The organism is Streptomyces sp. NPDC086835, assembly GCF_044745705.1.
In the GTDB taxonomy this organism is placed as follows: Bacteria; Actinomycetota; Actinomycetes; order Streptomycetales; family Streptomycetaceae; genus Streptomyces.
Genome location: NZ_JBIVAU010000001.1, coordinates 623094 through 646178 on the forward strand (window position 1 = coordinate 623094; position 23085 = coordinate 646178).

Genomic DNA, 23085 nt, shown 5'->3' on the forward strand with positions numbered 1-23085 from the left:
GATCGGCAGCAGCACGTAGCAGTGGATCAGGGAGGTGGGCCATGATGGGGGTGATCGGATTCAAGGGAGGGGCGGTTATGAGCCACGACCAGCGCGCACACCCGGCACAGTGCTGCTGCTGCGCCCGCGCCGCAGCGGCACAGGCCGCGGCCGAGGAGCGCGAGCCGTTCCGCCTGGCCGACCTCGCCGACGTCCCCCGGAACCAGTGGATCGGCGGCGGGATCATGCTCCTCGTGGTCGTCGTCCTGATCCTGGTCCGCCACACGTAGGCCCTCCGCCCCGGGAGCCGCGCACGGTCCGCTGTGCGCGGCTCTCGCGCGTCCGAGGCCAGATACGCTCCCGGCCCCCACGGTAGGTGGAGCTGAACCGGGGACGACGAAGGGGCCGCGCACCCCCCGGTGCGCGGCCCCTTCGTCGTCCCCCGCTGGTCCTCAGCCCCGGATGAGCGGGGCGCCGGCGGCCTTGACGATCCTGCCGACGTGGTTCCGGTCGTACGGGACGTGTTCCGCGATCACGCCAGGGCCCAAGGTACGCGCGCTGTAGTTCCTGACGATCGCCTCGTGGAGGGGCCCACGGGCGTCCTCGACCTTGCCCTCGGCCTTCCTGTACGCGGCCGTCAGCTTGTCCAGCTCGGCCAGAGCAGCGGCCTGAGTCGCTTCGTCGTACTCCGGGGCCGGCGCCGCGTTCGGTCCGCGCAGCGGCGGCACCCCGGCAGCCTTGCCGAGTCGGCCGACGTGGTTGCGGTCGTAGGGGGTGTGGTCCGCGAGAACACCGGGGGGTGCGCTGCGCGCACGGAGGTGCTTGACGATGGCCTCATGCAGGGGCGTGCGTGCCTTTTCGAGGTTGTCCTCAGCCTTGTTGAACGCCTTGGTCAGCCGTTCCAACTCGGCCGCTGCGGCTTTCGCTGCCGCCTCGTCTGCGGGTGCGGGGTCGTGGGTCGCCATGTCGGCAGTGTGTCACATCAGGTTGCAACCTGGTACCGCTTCCGCGTGTCGCACACCCTCTGATGTTGCAACTTGACATCGCAACACGAGGATGCAACTCTATGTGTGTTGGGTGGGTGGACAGCCCACCCCCGCACCGAGGAGGACCCCATGGCCCAGACGCTCGCCGAGATCGCAGCCGACATGACCCCCCGCATGACCGAGGCCGTGGTCTTCTGGGGAGACCGCAACCCCCAGGGCAGCGCCGCCCGCACCAACCTGGGCCGGGGAGGCGGCACCCACGGAGCCGTCCACCGCCGCGGCCTCATCGCCGAGGGCCGCGACGAGCGCGGGGGCACCGGCTACTTCCTCAGCCCCCTCGGCTGGGCCCTCTACACCCACCTCACCGGCAAGCCTCGCCCCGCCGACACCGGCCGCCTGACCCCGGCGGAAGCGCTTGCGGAGGCGTACGGCACGGACACCGCCGAGGCGCCGGCCGCTCCCCCGGCCGCGCGCCGCTACCTCGCGGACTACGCGACCACCGTCGACGGGGAGCGGCGCGTCCAGCGCATCACGGTGACCCTGGAGGGCGAGACCACCCCGGTCCTGGACGAGGAGCTGGCCTACGACCCGCAGCGCAACGCCGCCCGCGTGCTGGAGGCCCTGGGCTGGACGATCACCGGCATGGAGACGTACGGCGGCCCGTGCTTGTTCCGGGCCTGGGTCGCCCCCTCCACCGTCCAGGCCGCCCCGCTCCTCATGCCCGACCAGGCGCGCGGCATCGTGATGCAGGTCCACGCCGACGCGAACGACTTCCGGACCGTCGAGGACGCGAACGGCAAGCTCCTGGGCTACACCTTCCGCTCCACCACCACCCCGGCCACCCGGTACGGGTTCATCACCCTCGACCGCACGTTCTCCATGGCCCTGGAGCCCACCCGGGAGGACGCCGCCGCGATGCTGCCGACCGCCGTCCTGTCCGACGAGCGGCACGCCAACCGCCAGGATCCCGCCGCCCAGCGCGCCGCCGCCCTGGCCGAGCAGCGGGCGAAGGCCACCGCCGCCCGCGCCACCTACCGCTCGACGATGGACGACCGCAGCGCCGCCGAGGCACACCGCCACGGCGCCACCTTGCCCCCGGGGACCGTCGACCGCATCGCGGAGCGCATGGCCGAGCCCGGCCAGCCCGGCCCCTTCAAGCCCGGCGACTTGATCGTGTGCGCGGACGGCAAGGTGCGCACCGTCTCCGCCATGGCCCCGGAGTTCGCCGGCGAACCGCTGCGCGTGATCGTGGAGGGCGGCGCCCAGTGGATCGCGAGCGAGTGCGAGCACGCCCGGGAGCTGGAACTGCACGCCCCCGAGGGCTACACCGGCCCCCGTGCCCTGTGCGGCTACGCCGACCACCTCGCCCCGGCCCGCCAGGACGGCACCCTCGACGTCCACGAGCGCACCCCGGGCACCATGGGCCACTGCCCCGGCAGCCTCCTGACCCCGCGCGCCCACCGCGAGGAGCTAACCCGCCGCCACACCACCGCGTTCAGCTACAACCCGCCGCTCCCGAACTTCCTCGCCACCACGGCCAAGACCGGCGACGTCGTGGAGCTGGACGGCGAGACGTTCACCGTGACGGACTGCCAGCCGCACGAGCACAACCCGCACTTCGTGAGCCTGGTCCTGGACGGGTGCGCCTACCCGGTCCAGTTCGAGGTGAGCGACCGGATCACCTTCCGGCGCCGCGTCCGACGCCACGATGTCCGCTGCCAGGAGTGCGGGGTGTACGTGGTGGAGTCCAGTGATGAGGCAGCGGACGGCGTCCCGTTCCAGCGCCTTTGCGGGGTGTGCGACCACCCGGACGCCCTCAACCCCGAGCACCGCGCCGCCGTCCTGGAGGAGGCCGTCGCCCGCATCACCGCCCGCGCCGCGTACGCCTCCTCCGCCGTGTTCCAGCCCGTGGGCGCCCCAGATCGTGACCGGCCGGTCGGCTGGACCTTCCGCACCGGCTACGGCACCCAGGCCGCTTACGGGTGGGTGACCGTGTACGGGCGCCTGATCTCCCAGGTGGGCACGGAGTACCGGTGGCAGTCCGAGCGCGCCGTCCTCGACCACCACGAGGCCGGCACCCTGGCCCCCACGAGCCACGACCTGATGCCCGCGCTCGCCGAGCGCCCGGTCGCGGAGATCCGCCGGGGCCTGGACGCCCTGCGTACGAGCGACAGCACCCCGCACGAGAACGCCCCGGCCCGGAGGGTCGTGGAGGGCGTGATCGTCCAGCACGACGGCGCCACGGAGGGATGCGTGCCCCGCGACGTTGAGCACCCGGACGTGCTCGCCGCGCGCCGCGCGCTCGCCGGCCTCGCCGCCGCGCGCCTGACGGACCACCACGACGTCTCCGAGCCGACCGAGGAGGAGCAGGACGTACGCGGGTACATGGTCAACCCGCGCGGCCAGGGCCGGGTGGCCATCTACTGGCTGGAGGGCGGGGCGATCATCCGCCGGGACACGCCGCTGCACGGCGCGGCCCTGGACTGCCTGGAGGACCGGATGCGCCGGCAGGGCTGGGAGACGGAGCGCATGGGCCGGTCCGCCTCGTGCCTGTTCGCCCACGTGCCGGACGCGCAGCGCCAGGGGTGACACCCCGGCCCCGGTAGCCGCCCAGGACGCCCCGCCTCGCCCGAGGACCGGGGCGTCCCGTCGTTGCGGCCGGCGCCTCGTGACCCGCAGGGGTGAAGGTGGTCCACGGACCCTCTTGCACCTTGACATTGCAACCTCATGTTGCAACACTATGGGTATCGGGACGGACGAACGGACCGCCCCACAAACCCAGGAGGACACCATGGCCGCCACCACCGCCACCGCCCAGTACGCCCCGGCCCAGGTCGGCAACGGCCGGACCGCCCACAAGATGGACGCCGAGCAGTTCAGCACGGACACCCTGTGCGAGCGGACGGTGTCCCGGGTCCTGACCCCCGCCGAGGCCGCCAAGATGAAGGAGTGCGTCGCCTGTAACCGGATCGCCGAGGAGCGCGCCGCCGCCCCGACCGAGCAGGTCGAGGAGATCCCGGCCGCCGAGGTTGAGACCCTGGAGGTCGAGGAGGCCGCGGCGCCGGCCGCCGAGGAGCCCGCCGTCCCGGTCGCCGCCGAGGAGGCCCCGGAGGTGGACGAGGTCGAGCCCGTCGCCGCCGAGCTGGTCCAGGTCGAGGAGCCCGCCCAGGTGGAGGACGCCCCGGAGGCGGACGACATCGAGCCCGCCCCGGCCGCGCTGGTCCAGGTGACCGCGTACACCGCTGCCGTGGAGGTCCTGCACGCCAACGGCCAGGACAACGACGAGCGGGTCCTGACCCTGGACGCGGACGCCGTGGTGGAGACCGTGGCCAAGATGCGCCGGATGCCCCGCTGGAACGCCGCGCAGGAGCGGTTCACGGTGAACAAGGTGGCCGTGATCGTCGCCCGCGACACCCAGGGCGAGCGGGTGTGGGTGCGCGGAGAGGCCGCCCCGATCCGGGTGGACTTCACCGGCACCCCGATCGCGGAGGACGCCCCCGCCGAGGCCGGCACCGTGGACATGGCCGCCGTCCTGGCCGCCACCCGGCCGCTGCGCCGCCGCGCGGAGGTCCAGCGCGTCATCGACAACCGCACCAACGCCATGGCCCAGAGCGCCCCGGCCGCGACCCCGGTCCAGGAGCCCGCCCCGGCCCCCGTGGTCGAGGAGACCCCGGAGCCCGCCCCTGTCGAGGGGGACGTCACCTACGACGCCCCGCAGTGGCGCACGCTCAAGGGCCTGGAGGCACCGTTCCAGCTCTACGGCACCCGGTCGGGCAAGTGGTTCCGCCCCTCCGGCGACCGCAAGCAGTGCACCGGGGACGCGCTGGACATCGTCCGCACCTGGGTTGCGACCGGCGCCCGCTACGCCCAGGACGCGGCCGGCGACACGCACAGCCTCGGTGGCACGGCCACCCGCTACTGGATCGCCACCCCCACCGCCTGACCACCTGGCACCGCCACGGACGCCCCGCCTCGCCCGCCGAGGACGGGGCGACCGGCTGTTCAGGGGTGTTCAGAGGTGTTCAGCGAACACCGGCGAACAGTGCCGAACACCTCACCGGCGACGCCCGGATGACCCGCCCGGGTGAAAGGCCCCGCACCCCCCCCCTTTGCAACTTGACGTTGCATCCTCATGTTGCAACACTGTGGGTATGGGGAAGGGCGAGGGGCCTGGACCAGACGGAAGGACGACGGGATGAACAGCACCGCCAAGACCGCGCAGATGATGGCCCGCCTCGCCGACGCCGAGACCGCCGCGAAGGTCGCCGGCCGCGAGGAGACCCGCACCGCCACCCGCGCCGACCGCGCCGCCGCCCGCCTGACCGCCGCCCGCACCGCCGCCGCCACCGCCCGCCGCGAGCTGCGCACCGCGATCCGCACCGGCAAGGGCCAGGCCGCCGCCGAGCGCCGCGTGGAGCGCCTGACCGCCCGCTGCGCCACCCTGGCCACCGTCGCCCAGGACGCCAAGGCCGAGGCCACCGCCGCCCGCCGCGCCGCGCGCACCGCGACCCGCCGCCTGGACACCCTCGCCCGCCGCGCCGCCCGCAGCGCCGCCCACACCGTGAGCGAGATCGCCGAGCGCCTGGGCCGCACCGCCCTGACCGCCGCCCCGGCCGCCGACCCGGTCCTGCCCGCCGAGGAGCTGCCCGCCGTCGAGGAGATCGAGGAGCACGCCGACCGCTTCGCGGAGCTGGACGCGAAGGCCAAGACCTACGCGAAGGCCGCCGACGCCGAGAAGAAGTGGCTGCGACAGATCCCGGTGGGCACCTTCGGCCGCGTGACCGTCGCCCGCACCCCCGGCGGCAGCGTCCTGGACGGCGACCAGGTCGCCCTGGACTACGCGGACCAGGGCCTGATCCCGCCGCGTAAGGGCCGGAAGGACACGTTCAAGGTCGCCGTGGCCGCCGCCCCGGCCCCCCTGGTCCTCGCCCCCGCCGCCTGACCCACCCCGTCCGGCCGGGCCCTGCACCGGGGCCCGGTCCCCCCACCCTCCGGAGAGGACACCCGCCATGACGACCCAGACCTTCACCTTCCCGTCCGGCACCACCGTGGAGCTGCCCCAGGGCATGACCGTGTGCCAGAGCCCGCAGACCGTCACCTACGACTGCGCGCGGGTGGTGCCGGTGGCCAAGACTCCCGACGGACGGTCGGTGTTCACCTCCTTCTCCTGCGCCGCCTACTCCCGCGCCGCCGACGTCCTGAGCCAGCGCAAGGAGGTGGCCGAGCGCGAGCGTTACGTGCACCTCGCGGCGAGCAGGGGCCAGCGAACCGACCGGCTGGAGGAGTACCGGGACCACCACGCCCGGGTCCTCGACCGGACGCTCGCGGAGTACGCGCGCGACCCGGCCCCCTGTACCTGCGCCTGACCCACCCCGGCCGGGCGCCCCGCCGCGCCCGGCCCTCACCCCGAGGAACGGAGAGCCCTCGATGTCGCACCTGCCCCGCACGATCCCGGCCGCCGCGCTGGACAGCCTGACCGCCGCCCTGGCCGCTGCCGGTCTGGAACTGGGCCCGATCAAGCCCGGTACCCGGGTCACCCGCACCGTCCAGCACGCGGGCGCCTGCTGGGAGCTGACGTACATGGGCGCCCGGTACGGGTGGCGCCTCGTCGGCCCCGGCGCGGAGCATGGCGTCGGCGTGCTGGACGGCGAGGAGGCCGCGGAGCGCATCACCGCCCCGCCGGCCGTGGAGCTCCCGGCCCGCACGGTCCACGTGCGTATCGGCACCCACCGCACGGCCTACCACCCGGACTCCGCCTGCCCGGCCTTGAACGGCAAGCCCGAGATGTACCGGGGCCAGGAGGTCATGCCCGAGCACCAGGCGCAGGCGCGCGGCCTGGTCCTGTGCGGCCAGTGCGACGCCCTTCTGACCACCGTCCCCCGCACGTATGCCGGAGTGCCCGTGCCGGCGATGGTGCGCGGGTCCTGGACCGCCCCGCTCGCGGACGGGTGGCGCCTGGGCGTCCGCTCGACCCTCGCCGCCTCCTGACCACCCCACACCGCCGAGAGGACACACCATGGTTGCCGCCCTGTACTCCGTGAGCGCCGTCCGGATCGAGAACGGCGAGCGCGCCGCCCTGCTGCGCTTCGACACCACCACCGAACTCCCGGACCTGCCGGAGCTGCTGGCCGCGTACGCCGCCGACTACGCGGACCAGGACGACGTCCTGGTGGACGTGTCCGCCGCCCCCGCCGCCTGACCCGCCCCGGGCCGGGCGTCCCCTCCGCCCGGCCCGTCCAACACGCACCCCCATGTAGCAACTTGACGTTGCAACATTGGGGTGCAACTATGTGTGTGGAGGGAGGCACCGAGCCCCCCGGAACCAGGAGCAGCGCCATGACGACGTACATCGACGCCCGTTACGTGTCCGCCGAGCTCAAGCGCCGGCTGACCGCCGCCTTCCCCGGCGCGAAGTTCTCCGTCCGCCGGGGGAAGGGCACCGGGTCCGCGAGCATCGACGTGACGTGGACGGACGGACCGGCCGACACCGACGTCGCCGCCATCGCCCGCCCCATGCAGGGGTCCTCCTGGAACGGCTACGACGAGCGTTACGAGTCGACCGGCAACGAGGTGACCGTCACCATCGACGGCAAGCGCGTCACTGGGAAGCCCGTGGTCGACCACATGAGCCTCCACCAGGAGGTGTCCGACGAGGCGCGCGCCGAGGCCCTGGCCCTGTGGAAGGCCGCCAACGGCGAGGACACCGACACGCAGGCCACGAACGGCGGCTTCACCTGCGAAGGCGAATTCATCGGCGGGTCCTGGGGCGTGAACCAGGTGCTCGACATCGCCCGGAAAGTGGTCCTGCCGCGCCGCTGGAAGGCCGCCCAGGAGGCCGCGGCCGTTGCCGCCCCGGAGCCCGCCGCCCCGGCCGAGCCCGCCCCCGCCGCGCTGTTCGGCCCCGGCATCGACGCGACCCACACCGAGGAGGAGGGCATCGTCGTGCGCGGCACCCGCCGGGGCGACGGGTCCGCGCCCGTGCTGCGCGACCAGGGCCTGAAGTGGCACCGGAAGGAGGGTTACTGGTACCTCCCCGGCACCCGGGGCGCGGCCGGCGCCGAGCGGCTGGACGCAGTCCGCGACGCGCTCCGCGCGGCCGGCCTATTCCCGGCCCCGACGGGGGTCCTCGAGGCGGCGCCCGCCGCCGACCCGGCCGAGGAGGCGCCCGCCGTCGAGGAGGTCGCCGGCGACGCCCCGGCCGAGGAGCCGGGCAACGGCCTGGAGGCTGGGGCGCACCGGATCACGAACACCGGGGAGGGCATCGACGGGCCCGGCAGCGCGTACGCGTTCCGGTGCCTGGTGTGCGACAAGCGGGCCCGCCTCGTGGAGTTCGGGGACTTCCCGTGCACCGACGAGGCGGAGGGCGCCTACCTGCTGGAGGTGGCCGCGCGCCTGCTGGACGACGTCGGCCTCCGGGGCGCGGACGTGTTCCACGTGATCGGTGGCCCGGAGGGCACGGCCCCGCTGCAGAGCCGCGCGGAGGCGACCCGGTTCCTGGCCGCTCAGCTCCAGTTCGGGGCCACGCACCACTGGTACGAGGGGGAGCTGAGGCTGGCCCGGGGTGGCAGGACGGCGGCCTACATCAAGCCCGCCCCGGCCCCGCAGCCCTGCGACCAGCGGGCGCCGGAGACGTACCGGGGCGTGCCCGTGCCGGCGCACGTGGCCGGTGCCTGGGGTGAGCAGGGGACGGGGGCCGCGTGGCGCGAGGGGGTGGACGCGGCCCTGACGTTCGCGGTCCTGGCCCGCGCCGCCAACTGACCCCACCCGACACTCCGACGCACCACGTTGCAACTTGACGTTGCAACGTGGTGTTGTCATTATGTGGGGGTGAGGACGCCACCGCGCCCCCGCCCCCACCTGCGAAGGAGCCCCCGTGGCACTGATGACCGCCCCCACCACCCCGACCGTGGCCATCGCCCGCGAGCTGCGCCGCCTCGGCCTGGCCCAGGGCGCCGGGAAGGACTTCCGGGTCACCGGCCACTACGTCAACGGGGAGCGCAGCCACACCTACGTGCTGCTGCTCACCCGGCACGCGCAGGAGGTCGTCACCGCGAACGCGGACCTGATCGAGGAGCGCACCGGCGAGGGCCCGTTCCCGTTCCGGGTGTCCGTCCGGTACTTCGGCACCGACCGGCCGACCGCGAGCATCGCCAACGCGGGCGACCGCGTCCGGGAGACCCCGGCCGCCGCCGAGGGGCCCGCCCCGGCCGTCGAGGAGGCGCCGGCCGCCGCGCCCGCCGCCCCGGCCGCCCAGTTCCGCACCGGCGACATCGTGGCCGTGGACGGGCGCCCCGGCGACTGGGAGCTGATGGCCCCGGCCGGGGATGCCTGGGAGGTCGAGCCCGCCCAGGACGGGGACCGGGAGCGCGCCATCGTCCCGGCCGCCGCGCTGCGCCCCCTCGCCGACGCCCCGCACGTCCGCCGGGGTGACCTGGTGATGCAGAACTACGCGGAGCAGTGGCAGGCCGCCGTGGTGGGCAACGTGTATCGCCTCGGCCGGTGGGTCGCGGTCAAGACCCACCCCGCCACCGAGCACTCCCCGGCCTGGACCCAGTTGGACGACGTGGAGAGCCTGGTCGTGGTCACCGCCGAGCAGGTGGAGAGCGCCGTCCGGCTGGACATGGTGGCCGGCGACCACCGGGGCCGGATCATCCAGGCCGTGGTCACCCGCCACGCGGGGAAGTTCCGGGTGACGTGCTCGTGCAAGGACGGCCTTGAGGTGTGCCGGACCGGCCGTCAGGTCGGATGGTGCAGCAGCCTGGAGGCCGCCCGGGAGCTGTGGGAGTGGCACGCCGCCGGGAGCGTGGGCCCGGCCCCGGCCGACCGCCTGCCCGCGCCTGCCGCCCCCGCACCCCTCCCGGTGAGCGAGACCCCCGGGGAGGAGCTGCCGACCCCGCACGCCCCCGCCGAGCCGGTCCCGGCCGTCGACTACCGGGAGCGGTACCGGCAGGAGGAGCGGGCGAAGGCCCTGGGGTGGTCCACCCGGCACGCGGACGCCGTCCGCTGGGCCGCGGCCGGGGAGCTGCTGCGCGCCGAGGACGGCAGCGCGCGCCGCGTGGCCCCCGGCAGGGCCGGGCGCAGGGTGGCCGCGGCCCTCCTGCCCCCGCTGGTGGCCGCCGGCTTCCTCGCCGACGTCGAGCGGGACGGCGTGACCCGCATCGAGCCGACGCCGGACGGCCGCCGCGCGCTGCTGGTGTGGGACCTCCACCGGCCGGAGCCCGTGGAGCGCCCTCGCAAGAAGGAGGGTCTGCCGCTGCAACCCCTGCGGGGTGGACAGGAGGCCGCACGCCGCTCGGCAGCGTTCCGGGCCGACGAGGAGCGGCGCCGGGTGGAGCGGGAGCGCTGGTACGCGGAGTTCGAGCAGCGGCAGGCCGCCGAGGCATGGGAGGACCGGCTGTGGGACGCCTGGGCCCGCGTCGCCGGCATCACATACCGGCTCGGCCGTAAGCGGCCCCCGGGGTGGGCCCCGACCGACGAGGAGGCCCGCCTCCACGGCCTGGATGCGGAGGTCGTCGCGGCACTGCGCGCGGAGGCGCCGGCCGCCGTCGAGGACGAGGGCCACCCGGCTGACGGGGAGCACCCCCGGCGCCACCCCGACACGCCCCACACATCCTCACGTTGCAACTTGACGTTGCAACGCGAGAGTGCAAATATCGGGGTGTCAGGGAGGGCAGACAGCCCGACCAGGAAGGGGAACGGCCATGAGCCGCACGATCCGGATTACCGGCACCGAGGACGCCGTCGCGACGACCGCCCCGGCCGCGCCCGCCGACGCGGAGGAGATCACCACCGACCCGGCGGGGGTCCCGCACCGCGCGCACGGCGCGTGCACCGCGACGTGGCGCCGGGTGCCGGTGAGCCGCAACCGCCCGGAGCTGGGCACCACGACGGAGTTCGGACACAAGGAGTGCCGCGAGCCCGCCGCCGTCGACCGGTTCGTCCAGGTCGCCCAGAGCGGCCGGTACCGCCCCGTCTACGCCTGCCCGGCCCACGCCCGCAGCTGACCCGCCGGGCCCCGCCGCTCCCCCACCGGGGAGGGCGCCGGGGCCCCCGCCCACCACCACCAGCAGCCACCCGGAGGACGACATGCGCACCGTGACCGCCCACACCCTGTCCCAGTTCACCGGCCCCGCCGGCACCACCGGCCTGTCCTTCCGCGACGTAACGGTTCTCCTGGTGCGCATGACCGCCGCCCAAGTCCAGGGATGGAAGTGGATCGGCGACGAGTGGGCGGGCGAGGACCCCGTGGAGGGCTATGAGGTTCGCGACACCACCGGCGCCCTCCTCGGGGCGGTCCTGCCGATGGGCCACCGCGCGACCCGCCTGCACGCGGAGTTCTACGACCCGCAGGTGGACGACTTCTTCCCGGCCGGGGAGACGAACGCCGCCGTCATGACCCAGGGCATTGCCCGCGTCCTCGACGCCCGCACCCGCCACGTCGGCACCGTCCCGGCCGGGGACGGCTTCGACCTGGACGAGCCCCGCTACGTCCACCCCTGCTGGATCGGCACCTGCCCGCCGGACTGCCCGCTGTGTGACTGCGGCTGGTGGGAGCGCCAGGGCGCCCGCCCCCGCCGCCTCCAGCCCGCCAGGGGCTAACCCGCCCCGCCCTCCACGCCGGGCGCCCCCGCGCCCGGCCCCCCACACCGCACCGCCAGGAGGACCCGTGTTCCGAGAGACCATCCAGCACTCCACCGGAGTCACCGAGGGCACCGCGAGCGAGCAGCACGCCACGATGCTCCTGACCTCCGCCGTCCGCCGGGGCTACGACGTCGAGTTCACCCCGGCCGGGGGCGCGCTCATCACCTGGACCCGCCGCCTGTTCGGCGCCACCGAGAACGGCGTCGTCCGCGCAGAGAGGTCCATCAGCCTGGAGCCGCTCATGCCGGTCGGCGCCCTGTCCGCGACGACCCGCATTGACCTGGACCTGGTCGCCGGCGACCCTCGCGCCCGGTACGCGGAGAACGACGGCCGCCGGGTAATCGCCGGCCTCACGTGGGAGATCCCCGCATTCACCACCGCACGCCTCCGCGCCCGGGGGCTGGTGGTCGAGGACGGGGACCGGCTCCGCCTGTCCCTGACGGCCCGCCTGGGGCTCCTCGCCCAGGCTCACCGCACCCGCACAACCGACCCCCGCGGCTGGTACCGGCCGTCCGCCGGCGACCCGTACGGCGCGGCCGGGCTCAACCGCCCCGGCGGCCGTGCCGGGATGCTCCGGGACGGCAGCAGCTCGGCGACGTGCGCGTGCGGCGCCCTGTCCGGGTGGGGCGGGGACCGGGACGAGGCCCGTCGACTGACGCGCGATCACCGGCGCGCCGTCGCGGCCTCGTTCGTTGCCGAGCACCTCGCCCGCGTCCCGGCCCCGGCCCGGTGCAACTGCGGTGGATGCGCGGAGTGCATGACCGGCTGACCCCCTAGTGACCGTCCTGCCAACGTCACCCGTGCGCCCATTGTTGCAACTTGACGTTGCAACATAAGGGTGCAAGTATCGAGACATGAGGGAGGGGCACACAGCCCGCCCCGGAAAGGACCGTCATGACCATCACCGCCACCGCCCGCGACGCCGCCACCCGCGCCCGCGCCCTGGCCTACGTCGTCCTTAGCCGCACCCCCCTCCACCGCACCCACGACGTCCTGATGCAGATGGTGACGCTGCTGGACACCGCCGCCGACGCGTTCGAGACCGAGGACGCCCCGGTCATGGACGGCATCACGATCACCAACACCACCCCCTTCGACGCCGCGATGGCCCTCCTGGAGTGCCAGGCCCTGGCCGAGGACAACCCGGCCGCCGGCATCACGGACGCGGTCTTCTACTACGTCACCGCCCCCATCACCCGCCGCCCGGTGGAGCTGCCCGCGCTCAACCCGGTGAGCCCGCAGCTCGCCCGGCAGGAGATCAGCCTCCTGACCCGCATCGCCCTGGCCGTCCACGACCTGGACGCCAGCAGCCCCGCCGACGAGACCACCCGCATCGCGTACCTGAGCGTCCTGGAGGACCTGCACCGCCAGTTCGCCCGCCTCGCCGCCGCTGTCGCCGTGGACAACGCCCGCCCCTGCAACCGCCGCTGACCCGCCCCGGGTCGCCCCACCCCGGGGCGGCCCGGCCCGCCCCACAGAACGGAGCACCACCGTGCGCAACTACGCCACCGCGCAGCTCATCGGCGGACGCAAGGAGCAGTGCGACGCCACCGCCGTCTACACCGCCCCCACCGGCGCCCGCGCGTACGTGCTGCTGGACGGCATCGGCTCGACTCCCTCCGTCCGGGCCTGGACCAGGGAGGCCGCCGCACGCCTCGCCCGCACGGCCGCCCGCCACGGCGACGCGGAGGCCGGCCTGCGCGCCGTGTACGCCCGCCTGCGCGCCGAACGCGAGGACGCCGACCCGTACGCCCGGGACTACCTGCCGAAAGCCTGCGCCGTGGTGGCCGTTACCGCCCCCGGCAAGCCCCTGACTGTGGCCTGGTGTGGAGACGCCCGCGCCTACGTCCTGGCCCGGGGCGCCGCCCGCCGCCTCACCAACGACCACAACCTCCGCCGGGTGTACCCCCCGTGCGACTGGCACAGCGGCGGCAGCCGCAACCGCGTGACGTCCTGCCTCGGGTCCTCCTTGACCGACGAGGAGACCCAGGCCGCGAGTGGCCACCCCGCGATCGAGACCGTGACCGTCCCGGCCGAGAACTGCCGGCTGCTGCTCGCCTCGGACGGCGCGTACGAGCCGATCGAGGACAACGGCGCGAACGTGGCGACGTACCTGGTCGGCGACCCCCGGGAGACGGCCCGGGACCTGGTGGACACCGCCGTCGCCTGGGGCGGCACCCGCCCGGACAACGCGACCGCCCTCGTGGCCGACCTGCGCCCCTGACCCCTTGTCCGGACAGTGTCCGGGCCTGTCCGCCCCCTCGGACGGACAGGCCCGGTCACCCGCCCGAGCACCACAGCACCGACGAAAGGCGCGCCCCATGGCCACCATCACGATCAGCCACACCCCGGAAGACGGCACCCTCGTGGACGGCGACACGGAGAAGGGGGACGGCACCGGCGACATCCTCAAGCGGTACGGATTCCGCTGGTTCCGCTCCCTGCGGCAGTACGGCCACGCCAACAGCCGCGACCGAGCCCCCCGCGTCGCCGCCATGGAGGCCGCGGCCGAGGAGCTGCGCGCCGCCGGGCACACGGTGACCGTCGAGATCGCCGAGGAGGTCCGCCCCAACGACGTCGTGCGCGCCGACAAGCACGAGCGCCTGGAGGACCGCCGCGCCGCCCTGGAGGCCAAGCAGGAGAAGCTGACCCGGGAGGCGGAGGCCCTGCGCCGCCGCTCCGACGCCATGGTCGAGCACCTGCCGCTGGGGCAGCCGGTCATGCCCGGCCGACGCGGGCGCGCGCACCGCAACCTGCTGGAGCGGTCGGTGGACACCGCGATCCGCTCGGCCCTGACCGCCCAGGAGGCCGCGCGGTTGCCCTCCCGGGTCGAGGGGTCCCGCCGCGCCGAGGCGTACAAGGAGCGCCCGGACGTCACCGCGCGCCGCGTCGACCGGCTGGAGACCGAGCTGCGCGCCCTGGACCGCCGCATGGAGGGCCTGGGTCAGTACCCGGGGGCCCGTTCCGACGCGCTGCGCCGGCAGTACGAGGGAGAGCGCGCCGTCCTGATCGAGCGGATCGCCGGCGACCGCGCCGTCCTCGACGCCGCCCGGGAGGCCGGGACGTTCGGCCGCTACTCGAAGGAGAACGTCCACCGCGACGACCGGGTGAAGATCCGGGGCCAGTGGCGCACGGTCGTGCGCGCCAACGGCAAGACCGTGAGCGTGTCGACCGGCTACTCCTGGACGGACCGCTACGGCTGGGAAGAGGTCAAGGCCCTGGCCTGTGACCACGTCCAGGACACCCCGGACAGCTGACCGGACACCGGGGGCGGACAGTGCCCGGACACTGTCCGCCCCGGTTGTCCAGGACAACCCCGAACAACTCCCGGACAGCCCTGCCGGACACCCCCTGTCCGGACACTGGCCCACCTGCGACGACGCCCCCGCACGGACACCCCCGGCCCCTGGTGTCCGCCCCCCTGTCCGCCCCTGCCCGGACACCGTGTCCGGGCCCCCACGAAAGGACCCGAACGTGACCCTCCTGACCGTCGCCCTCCTGGCCGCCGCCTGGTGGACCTGGAGGCGCTACCGCGCCCGGTCGAGGACGGGGGCCGGCGCCTCGGCCGCCGCCCGCGCCCGGCAGCTCCGGACCCCCCTCGTCCGCCTCGCCGACGCCCTCGGCATTGACACCCGCGCCGGTCGGCAGGCCCGCCGGTGGGAGGCCGGCGCCGTGGGCGAGGAGCGCGCCGCCGCGCGCCTGGCACCCCTCACCCGCCAGGGCTGGACGCTGCGCTACGACCTCGCCCTCCCGCCCGGCGAGGGACCGGCCAACGTGGACGCCCTCGCGATCTCGCCCAACGGCGGCGTGTTCCTCTTGGACCCCAAGCTCTGGCCCCACCGCCCCCCGGTGACCGTGCGCGTCGGCCGCGTCTGGCACGGCGACCGCGACGTCACCCGCCGGATCACCAGCGCCCGCGACGAGGCCGCGGCCGTGTCCCGCGCCCTCGGCGTACCGGTCCCGGCCATCGTCGCCATCGAGGGCCCGCCCCTCGTCGGCCCCCACGGGCGGCCGGCCGCCGAGCTGGAGTTCCGGGGCGTGCGCATCGTCCCGGCCGACGTCCTCCCGGCCGTGCTGCGGGAGGCCGCGCGCATCCCCGGGCAGCGACGCGCCGCCGAGCTGGTGGCCGCCGTCGACCGGGCGCTGCCCCCGTACACCCGCCGCTGATCCGGCCCCTCCTCGCCCGCACCGCGCCCCGCGCCCGGTGCGGGCTTCCCCGTGCTTGACCTGACCGGACACCCCCATCGTGCAACTTGACATTGCAACCTCATGTTGCAAGTATGTGGGTGTTGGAACCCGCACCACCAGGCAGGGAGCAACCCCATGGACTACCGCGAGACCACGGTCACCGTGTACGGCACGACCCGCACCGTGCGCACCGAGCGCACGGGCACCGTCCGCCAGATGGAGACCGCCCACACCCGCGCCGTCCGGACCACCCTGGAGGAGCTGCACGCCGCCGGGAAGGCCGACGCCCTCGCCGCCGCCAAGAAGGCCGCCCGCGCCGCCGACGCGAAGGCCCGCAACCACCACAGCGGCCCGGACCTCATCGCCGCCCAGGACGCGCACCGCGCCGTCAAGCGGATCGAGAAGCGCAAGTTCGAGGCCCCGACCTTCCCCAACTTCAAGGCCATGACCCGCCCCCACTCGGTGAAGTTCGACCTGGAGCCGACCGACGCCCTGTTCGCCGGCATGCACGAGTTCATCGACCCCGACGCCCCCGCCGTCGAGGAGCCCCCGGCCGTCGAGGAGCCGCGCGCCCCGATGGGTGCCCAGAACTTCCTGGCCTCCCTCCTTGCCTCCGTCCAGCCCGGCCCCGTCGAGGAGCCGACCGCCGAGGAGCCCATGGACCTGGAGGCGTTCCTGAACGACTTCTTCGACCCCGCCAAGTAGCCACCCGGGGCGGCCCACCAGCTGCCCCTGCCCGGCTAGCCTGACCCGACCGCACGACAATGAGGAGCTGACCATGGGAGCCCAGCAGGAGCCCACCGAGGCCATGGGCCAGTACCGGACGGAGATCCGGGGTGAGTCCTTCTACCTCACCGTCTCCGGCCCGACCGCCGAGTTCGCTCCGGAGCGCGTGGATCGTCACGTCCTCCGAATCCCCGTCGACCACGCCCGCCACATCCTGGCCGCGCTGGACCAGGTGACCGCGCACAAGGGCTGGACGGACTGGACGGGCACCCCCCGCACGGACGCACTCACCGTTGGCCGTGTCGGGGACGTTCTCGAACTGCACCTTCCGGGGGCCGTCTACGCCCAGTCCTGGGACGACGAGGACGGACGCGACACGTCCATCTCCACAGAGATCGCGTACGCCGACGTCGCTCACCTCCGCGCGCTGCTTACCCTGCACACCTGACTCGTACCGGACGCCCCGCAGTAGCCCGACTCCCAGGAGCCCGTACGCGCACACAGCCGCGTGCGGGCCCCTCGCCGTCCCACCGGACAGCCACCCCCGCCGCGGCCTGCCGGTCCGGCCACGGTGAGCAGGCGCGCGCCTGGCCTTATCCTTCTGCGCCCTCTCGACCCGCGACCAGGGGATAAGCCCATGACCCAGGCCACCTACGTCCGCACCGACACCATCCCGCTCGCCCAGCTCGTGCCGTTCCCCGGCAACGCGAAGCGCGGTGACGTCGGGACCATCCTCACCAGCCTGTGCCGGAACGGGCAGTACCGCTCCCTGGTCGTCCGGGAGGTCGAGCCTGACCGGTACGTCATCCTCACCGGCAACCACACCACCCAGGCCCTGGCCGCCCACGGCCCCGGCGACTGCGGCATGACCGTCAAGGTGGGGGAGGAGGAACGCCCCTGTGGGGTGTGCGGCAACGAGACGTGGGATCCGGTCGCCCGCTGCGAGATTGTCCAGTGCGATGAGGAGACGGCCCGCCGCATCAACCTCGTGGACAACCGCTCGGCGGACCTGGGCACGTATGACGATCAGGCCCTCGCGGAGCTGATCGCCGGCCTGGACGACGTCCACGGCACCGGCTACACAGACGAGGACCTGGCCGACCTGCTGACCGCCATCGAGGAGGCCGCCGAGGAGGAGGAACCGCCCGAGGAGCAGCCGGCCCCGACCGCCACGGCTGGCGCCCCGGACACCGCCACCCCCGCCACCCCGGCCGCGGCCGGCGACTCCACCCCGCCCACGCCCCCGCCCCCCGGGCACGTGATCATGACGCTGACCTACCTCCCCCCGGACCGCGACGAGGCCGCCCGGCTGGTGTCCGTCGCCCGGGAGATGTTCCCGGCCGAGGGAGCCCCGGAGATCGTGCTCCGCGCGCTGCGCACCCTCGCGGCCGTCCTGGACTCCCGGCACGCCCACGACGGCGTGGTCACTGTCTCCGCGCTGCTCAAGGCCGCCGGGGTCGAACCCTCATGACCGCCGTAGCCCTGGACGCGCCCCAGGTTCGCCGGCGACTGCGGCGCCCGCAGCGGCTGCTCACCCAGAACAGCGAGCTGCGCGAGGAACACATCTGGAACTGGACCCTGCCGGCCTTGGCCACCCGTCTTCGGGATGGACGGGTCGTCAAGACCTGTCCAGCGGCCGGGGTCTGTGCACAGGCTTGTTACGCGCGGAACGGTACGTACAACTTCCCCGGCGTCATCGACCGCCACCAGGCGAACCTGGCCTACGTGCTGGACGACCTGCCCGGGTGGCAGCGCCAGATGGCCGCCGAGCTCGCGCACCCGCGCCATCGAGGCGGCTGGATCCGCATTCACGACGCCGGCGACTTCTTCAGCGACCACTATCTGTCCGCGTGGCTGCGCCTGATCGCGTTCCGCCCGGCCGTGAACTTCTACGCCTACACGAAGGAGGTGAGCCGCTTCCGTCGCCTCGTGGAGCCGGCCCCGCCCCGGAACTTCCGTTGGGTGTTCAGTTACGGGGGCATGGAGGACCACCTGATCCGGCCCGGCGACCGCGTCGCGGACGTCTTCCCGGATGAGGCCGCCATCCTGTCCGCCGGCTACCACTCCCAGGACGCGAGCGACCTCCTGGCCGTCCTCGGCCCGGCGCCGGTCGGCATCCCGGCAAACAACATTCCCCAGTTCAAGCGGCGTATGGGTGGCCGGTCCTTCCGCCAGTGGCAGGCCGAGCGTGACGCGAGGCGCCGAGGCCGCTGACTCTCGACCGTCCGGAGATGTTTTTCAGTCACGCCCCTGTTGCTGTGGCTGAAACCGGTGCCATGCTGAACGCGCGCCGCCCGAGCCTCCCCCCGGCCGGGCAGGTGCATTGGCCTCGCCGTGCCTGACCAGCACGCGGGGCCGCGCCGCCTCCCGGTCCTCCCCACGGGAGGCCAGGCGCATGTCCGGCCCGGCCCGTCGATGGGTTCCGGTTGTCGATGTGAATGTGATCAACTCCCTTTCTGATCAGTGGAGATAGTCACTCCAGGAGGCCGGTCTGCCCCTCCGCTTATCCTCTTGCGCTGCCATCACGCGACGAGGGGACCAGGGCATGTCACAGGCCACGTACCAGGGGACGGCACTCGTGCCGCTCGCCGACCTCACCCCGTTCCCCGGTAACGCCAAGCGCGGCGACGTCGCCACCATCCTCGCCAGCCTGCGCCGCCACGGTCAGTACCGCTCCCTGGTCGTCCAGCACATCGAGCACGAGCCCGAGGTCGGCGTCGACCTGTCCAACCCCCGTACGCACGCGCCTCGCCGGCGCCTCGTCGTCCTCGCCGGCAACCACACGATGGCCGCCCTCGCGGAGCACGGCCCCGGCGACTGCCGACGCACCTTCCTCGACCAAAGCCAGCAACACCCCTGTGGTATCTGCGGAAACGACCCTGCATGGGAGCCGGCCGCCCGCTGCGAGCTGGTGGCATGCGACGAGGACACCGCCCGCCGCATCAACCTCGTGGACAACCGCGCGGCCGACCTGGGCGGCTACGACGCGGACGCCCTGGCTGAGCTGCTGTCCTTCCTGGACGACGACTACGGGGCCACCGGCTACCAGGAAGCCGACGTGCTGCGCCTGCTCGCGCCGCCCCCGTCGCTGGAGGAACTGGCCGACACCTACCGGCACCCGGAGGACGAGGACATGTGGCCCGTCCTGCGCTTCACCGTCCCCCCGGAGGCCCGGGACGACTTCTACGACCTCACCGCCACCTGCTCCAACCCCAACGACGACGCCACCCGGTTCCGCTACCTGCTGGACCGCGCCCGCGCCGCCCCCACCCCGTGACAGCCCGCGTCCTCGAGTCCGCCCACTACCAGCAGGAAAGAGCCCCGCATGACCGCACAGGCCACCTACGTCCGCACCGCCGACGTCGCCCTGGACGAGCTGACCCCGTTCCCCGGGAACGCCAAACGGGGCAACGTCGACACCATCCTGGAGAGCCTCCGCAGGAACGGGCAGTACCGCTCCCTGGTCGTGCGGGAGATCCCCGACGGCCCGCTGATCGTCCTCGCCGGCAACCACACCATGCAGGCCCTCGGCGCGCACGGCGCCGGCGACTGCGGCAAGACCGTCAAGACCAGCAGCAGCACCAGGCCGTGCGGCATCTGCCGGAACGACCCGACATGGCAGCCCGGCGCCCGCTGCGAGATCGTCCAGTGCGACGAGGACACCGCCCGCCGCATCAACATCGTGGACAACCGGGCCGCGGACCTGGGCGGCTACGACTACGAGGCCCTGTCCGAACTCCTCGCCGGTCTGGACGACCTGGACGGCACCGGCTACACCCCGCGCGACGTCGAGGACATCACCGCCCTGCTCACCGCACCCCCGGACGAGCTCGCCGAACTCTCCGACCACCACGGCGAGCCCAACGAAGACATCTTCCGCCCCAAGATCAGCATGACCGTGGACGCGGAGACCTTCGACCGGTGGCGCCTCGCGCTTGACGCCCACCCTGGCAAGGACGACGAGGCCAAGCTCGACGGCCTGCTGGACGAGATCGAGAGCACCCGGGCCGCGGCCGCCACAGCAGCGGAGGCCGGGGCGTGAGCGTCCACCTCGGCGGTCTGGAGCAGGACTTCAAGGCCCTGACCTCCTTCGCGTTCTGGCGCACGAAGGACATGCGGGACTTCACCAACAAGCTGGCCACCCCGGTCAACATGATCTTCGGGGACTCCGGCGCCCACTCCGCGCGCACCATGGGTATCCACCTGACCCTGGAGGACTACGCCGCCTGGTGCCAGAAGTGGGACACCCAGCTCACCCTGTACGCCAACCTGGACGTCATCGGCGGCCCGGAGGCCACGTGGCGCAACCAGAAGGAACTGGAGCTCGTCCACGGCCTGGAGCCCATCCCCGTCTTCCACACCGGCGACCCATGGGAGTGGCTGGAGCGCTACCTGGACGAGGGCTACACCTACATCGCCCTCGGCAAGCTCCTGGGTAACCCCGTCAACGAGGTCCTGCCGTGGATCGCGAAAGCCTTCAAGATCGCTGACGGCCGGGCGGTCTTCCACGGCTTCGGCATGACCGTGTGGCGAGCGCTGCGGGAGTTCCCGTTCTACAGCGTGGACTCCTCCACCTGGGGCTCCGGCTTCCGCTTCGGCGTGATCAAGCTGTTCGACCCAGCGAACGGCTCCTGGACCAACCTGATGATGCGCGACCGGGACGCCCTGCTCAAACACCGGGAGCTGGTCCGCGCCCACCACATCAGCCCGATGAGCCTCGCCACCCGGGCCACCTACAACCGCACCGACGCCACCGTGCTCGCGGCCGTCGCGTGGCGCCGCGCGGAGGAGTACATCCGCGCCCGCCACGGCCCCATCACCATCCCGCCCGGACCCCACAACCCCGTCACCCGGGGCGGCCCCCGGCAGGCACCCCCCGGCCTCCACCTGTACCTCGCCGAGGCCACCACCACGAATCTCTACCGAGCCGCGGCCGGCATCCAGGCCGCCCGACAGGAGGCCACCACCTCATGACCGACACCACCACCCCGCCGCCTGTCGACGGGCCGGCCCTCATCCGCACCGTGGACGTCGGCCCCTTCGCGATCTACTTCACCAACGTCAACAAGGCCATGGGCCTGCGTGCCCACTCCCACACCGGGTCCGTCACCGTCGTCTACGACACGATCGGCCGCCACGGCTACCCCTCCTTCGCCGAGACGAACGCCGCGCTGGAGCGCCGGATCCACGAGTTGACCCGCCGGGTGTTCAAGGACGCCACCAACGAGGACATCGCGGACCGCCTGTGGGCCCACCTGGACGGCTACGTGGCCCCGGAGTGGGAGCCCTGGGGCGGCCAGTACCGGCTGCGCGCCGTCCACCTGGACGTCATCGGCGTCCACGACGACATCGGCCATGACAACTCCACCACCCGCTACACCGTCGCCCGCCCGCACGAGCAGGGAGCCCAGTAATGCCGCACTCCGTGAGCGTCCGCCACAACTTCGAGACCGGCCACCGCCTGCCGCACCTGCCGGGGAAGTGCCAGAGCCTCCACGGCCACTCCTGGTGGGCCGAGGTCACCGCCGAGGCCCCGTCCCTCGCCGGCGGCCTGGTCGTGGAGTTCGGCCCGTTCAAGCAGCAGCTCCGCCGCTGGATCGACCAGCACCTGGACCACGGCCTCATGCTCGGCCCGGACGACCCGATGCTGCCCGTGCTCCAGCAGTACGGCATGAAGATCCACCAGGTGCCCGGCTGGCCCACCGTCGAGAACGTCGCCGGCCTCATCGCCCACGTCGCGCAGGACGCCCTCCAGGACCTGGTGCGCGCCCCCGGCGCCCGGGTCACGACCGTCCGCATCTCCGAGACCCACGTCAACGCCGCCACCTGGACGGCCCCGTGAGCACCGTGACGATCGCCCTGAACCACACCCTCGTCGTACGGGAGGTATTCGGACCCACCGTCCAGGGCGAGGGACCGAGCTGCGGCCGGCGCTGCGCGTTCATCCGCCTCGGCGGCTGCAACCTCACGTGCGACTGGTGCGACACCCCGGAGACCTGGGACGCCCGCCGCTTCGACCTCCGGGCCACCCTCACCCGCCGCACTGTCGAGGACATCACCACCCGGGCCCTGGACGGCCTCCCGGACCTCGTCGTCATCACCGGCGGGGAACCCCTGCTCCACCAGCAACAGGACGGATGGCGCTCCCTGCTCGGCACGCTCCGGGCCGCCGGAGTGGAGACCGAGGTCGAGACCAACGGCACCCAGGAGCCCGACGCGCTCACCGCCCAATGGGTCACCCGCTTCAACGTCTCGCCCAAGCTCGCCCACGCCGGCGACCCGGAGGACAAGCGCATCCGCCCGCAGGCCCTGCGCGCGCTCCATGACACCGGGAAGGCCGCGTTCAAGTTCGTGTGCCAGGCCGCGGCCGACGTCCAGGAAGTCCGGCAGTTCGCGGACACCCATGCCCTGGACCCGTCCCGGGTGTGGGTCATGCCCGAAGGCACCGACAGCCCGGCCCTGTGCGCCCGGCTCGCCGAGATCGCCGACCCCGCCATCGCGGCGGGCTTCAACATCACCACCCGCCTCCACGTGCACGCGTGGGGCGACGAGAAGGGACGCTGAT

The 23085-nt window shown here is 73.7% G+C and carries 26 protein-coding genes; 25 read left to right on the forward strand and 1 reads right to left on the reverse strand.

The features are described from left to right. The first annotated feature begins 77 nt into the window (after window positions 1-77). Window positions 78-269: a hypothetical protein gene (locus ACIPJI_RS02835; RefSeq protein ID WP_362454958.1), complete on the forward strand. Its 192-nt coding sequence runs from the start codon at window positions 78-80 to the stop codon at window positions 267-269. 162 nt (window positions 270-431) lie between these two features. Here ACIPJI_RS02835 and ACIPJI_RS02840 read toward each other — a convergent pair whose 3' ends face one another. Next, window positions 432-944, reverse strand: a complete 513-nt coding sequence (locus ACIPJI_RS02840; protein WP_402244077.1) for a hypothetical protein — start codon at window positions 942-944, stop codon at window positions 432-434. Window positions 945-1094: 150 nt separating this feature from the next. Between ACIPJI_RS02840 and ACIPJI_RS02845 the strand changes: the two genes are divergently transcribed. The 24 genes from ACIPJI_RS02845 (at window position 1095) to ACIPJI_RS02960 (ending at window position 23084) form a co-directional block, all read left to right on the forward strand. Continuing rightward, on the forward strand, window positions 1095-3554 hold the full coding sequence (locus ACIPJI_RS02845) for a hypothetical protein (RefSeq protein WP_402244079.1): 2460 nt from the start codon (window positions 1095-1097) through the stop codon (window positions 3552-3554). Between the two features lie 202 nt (window positions 3555-3756). Beyond that, complete coding sequence (locus ACIPJI_RS02850; protein ID WP_402244081.1) at window positions 3757-4908, forward strand: hypothetical protein; 1152 nt, start codon at window positions 3757-3759, stop codon at window positions 4906-4908. Between the two features lie 252 nt (window positions 4909-5160). Continuing rightward, the gene (locus tag ACIPJI_RS02855; RefSeq protein WP_362454954.1) at window positions 5161-5907 is read left to right on the forward strand and encodes a hypothetical protein; all 747 of its coding nucleotides are present in this window, start codon (window positions 5161-5163) and stop codon (window positions 5905-5907) included. 67 nt (window positions 5908-5974) lie between these two features. Continuing rightward, window positions 5975-6331 carry a hypothetical protein gene (locus tag ACIPJI_RS02860; RefSeq protein ID WP_402244083.1) on the forward strand — a complete coding sequence of 119 codons (357 nt, stop codon included), beginning with the start codon at window positions 5975-5977 and terminating at the stop codon, window positions 6329-6331. Between the two features lie 61 nt (window positions 6332-6392). After that, the gene (locus tag ACIPJI_RS02865; RefSeq protein WP_402244085.1) at window positions 6393-6953 is read left to right on the forward strand and encodes a hypothetical protein; all 561 of its coding nucleotides are present in this window, start codon (window positions 6393-6395) and stop codon (window positions 6951-6953) included. Window positions 6954-6981: 28 nt separating this feature from the next. Continuing rightward, window positions 6982-7164: a hypothetical protein gene (locus tag ACIPJI_RS02870; protein ID WP_402244086.1), complete on the forward strand. Its 183-nt coding sequence runs from the start codon at window positions 6982-6984 to the stop codon at window positions 7162-7164. 137 nt (window positions 7165-7301) lie between these two features. Continuing rightward, window positions 7302-8723, forward strand: a complete 1422-nt coding sequence (locus tag ACIPJI_RS02875; protein WP_402244087.1) for an LPD29 domain-containing protein — start codon at window positions 7302-7304, stop codon at window positions 8721-8723. A gap of 115 nt (window positions 8724-8838) precedes the next feature. Then, window positions 8839-11064, forward strand: a complete 2226-nt coding sequence (locus ACIPJI_RS02880; RefSeq protein ID WP_402244089.1) for a hypothetical protein — start codon at window positions 8839-8841, stop codon at window positions 11062-11064. Next, entirely contained in the window at window positions 11052-11564 is a 513-nt protein-coding gene (locus ACIPJI_RS02885) for a hypothetical protein (RefSeq protein ID WP_402244091.1), read from the forward strand. The genes ACIPJI_RS02880 and ACIPJI_RS02885 overlap by 13 nt, the downstream gene beginning before the upstream one ends. A gap of 67 nt (window positions 11565-11631) precedes the next feature. Next, window positions 11632-12375, forward strand: coding sequence for a hypothetical protein (locus ACIPJI_RS02890; protein WP_402244092.1), 744 nt, complete (start codon window positions 11632-11634; stop codon window positions 12373-12375). A 125-nt stretch (window positions 12376-12500) separates the two neighbouring features. Next, complete coding sequence (locus tag ACIPJI_RS02895; protein WP_402244094.1) at window positions 12501-13037, forward strand: hypothetical protein; 537 nt, start codon at window positions 12501-12503, stop codon at window positions 13035-13037. Between the two features lie 61 nt (window positions 13038-13098). Continuing rightward, complete coding sequence (locus ACIPJI_RS02900) at window positions 13099-13830, forward strand: PP2C family protein-serine/threonine phosphatase (protein ID WP_402244095.1); 732 nt, start codon at window positions 13099-13101, stop codon at window positions 13828-13830. Between the two features lie 97 nt (window positions 13831-13927). Continuing rightward, entirely contained in the window at window positions 13928-14863 is a 936-nt protein-coding gene (locus ACIPJI_RS02905; RefSeq protein WP_402244097.1) for a DUF3560 domain-containing protein, read from the forward strand. Between the two features lie 217 nt (window positions 14864-15080). Continuing rightward, window positions 15081-15773 (forward strand): nuclease-related domain-containing protein, encoded by a 693-nt coding sequence (locus ACIPJI_RS02910; protein WP_402244099.1) that lies wholly within the window; start codon window positions 15081-15083, stop codon window positions 15771-15773. Window positions 15774-15929: 156 nt separating this feature from the next. Beyond that, on the forward strand, window positions 15930-16499 hold the full coding sequence (locus tag ACIPJI_RS02915; protein ID WP_402244100.1) for a hypothetical protein: 570 nt from the start codon (window positions 15930-15932) through the stop codon (window positions 16497-16499). Window positions 16500-16572: 73 nt separating this feature from the next. After that, on the forward strand, window positions 16573-16968 hold the full coding sequence (locus tag ACIPJI_RS02920) for a hypothetical protein (RefSeq protein ID WP_402244102.1): 396 nt from the start codon (window positions 16573-16575) through the stop codon (window positions 16966-16968). A gap of 189 nt (window positions 16969-17157) precedes the next feature. Further along, window positions 17158-17991 (forward strand): hypothetical protein, encoded by an 834-nt coding sequence (locus ACIPJI_RS02925; protein WP_402244103.1) that lies wholly within the window; start codon window positions 17158-17160, stop codon window positions 17989-17991. Beyond that, window positions 17988-18734, forward strand: coding sequence for a hypothetical protein (locus tag ACIPJI_RS02930; protein WP_402244105.1), 747 nt, complete (start codon window positions 17988-17990; stop codon window positions 18732-18734). The genes ACIPJI_RS02925 and ACIPJI_RS02930 overlap by 4 nt, the downstream gene beginning before the upstream one ends. A gap of 331 nt (window positions 18735-19065) precedes the next feature. Continuing rightward, window positions 19066-19797: a hypothetical protein gene (locus tag ACIPJI_RS02935; protein WP_402244106.1), complete on the forward strand. Its 732-nt coding sequence runs from the start codon at window positions 19066-19068 to the stop codon at window positions 19795-19797. A gap of 48 nt (window positions 19798-19845) precedes the next feature. After that, complete coding sequence (locus ACIPJI_RS02940; RefSeq protein WP_402244107.1) at window positions 19846-20562, forward strand: hypothetical protein; 717 nt, start codon at window positions 19846-19848, stop codon at window positions 20560-20562. After that, a complete protein-coding gene (locus ACIPJI_RS02945; RefSeq protein WP_402244109.1) occupies window positions 20559-21494 on the forward strand; it encodes a hypothetical protein in 936 nt (311 codons plus the stop codon). The genes ACIPJI_RS02940 and ACIPJI_RS02945 overlap by 4 nt, the downstream gene beginning before the upstream one ends. Further along, entirely contained in the window at window positions 21491-21934 is a 444-nt protein-coding gene (locus ACIPJI_RS02950; RefSeq protein ID WP_402244111.1) for a hypothetical protein, read from the forward strand. Before ACIPJI_RS02945 ends, ACIPJI_RS02950 begins: the two co-directional genes overlap by 4 nt. After that, a complete protein-coding gene (locus ACIPJI_RS02955; protein ID WP_362454933.1) occupies window positions 21934-22362 on the forward strand; it encodes a 6-carboxytetrahydropterin synthase in 429 nt (142 codons plus the stop codon). Before ACIPJI_RS02950 ends, ACIPJI_RS02955 begins: the two co-directional genes overlap by 1 nt. Continuing rightward, complete coding sequence (locus ACIPJI_RS02960) at window positions 22359-23084, forward strand: 7-carboxy-7-deazaguanine synthase QueE (RefSeq protein ID WP_402244112.1); 726 nt, start codon at window positions 22359-22361, stop codon at window positions 23082-23084. Before ACIPJI_RS02955 ends, ACIPJI_RS02960 begins: the two co-directional genes overlap by 4 nt. Window position 23085: the final 1 nt, after the last annotated feature.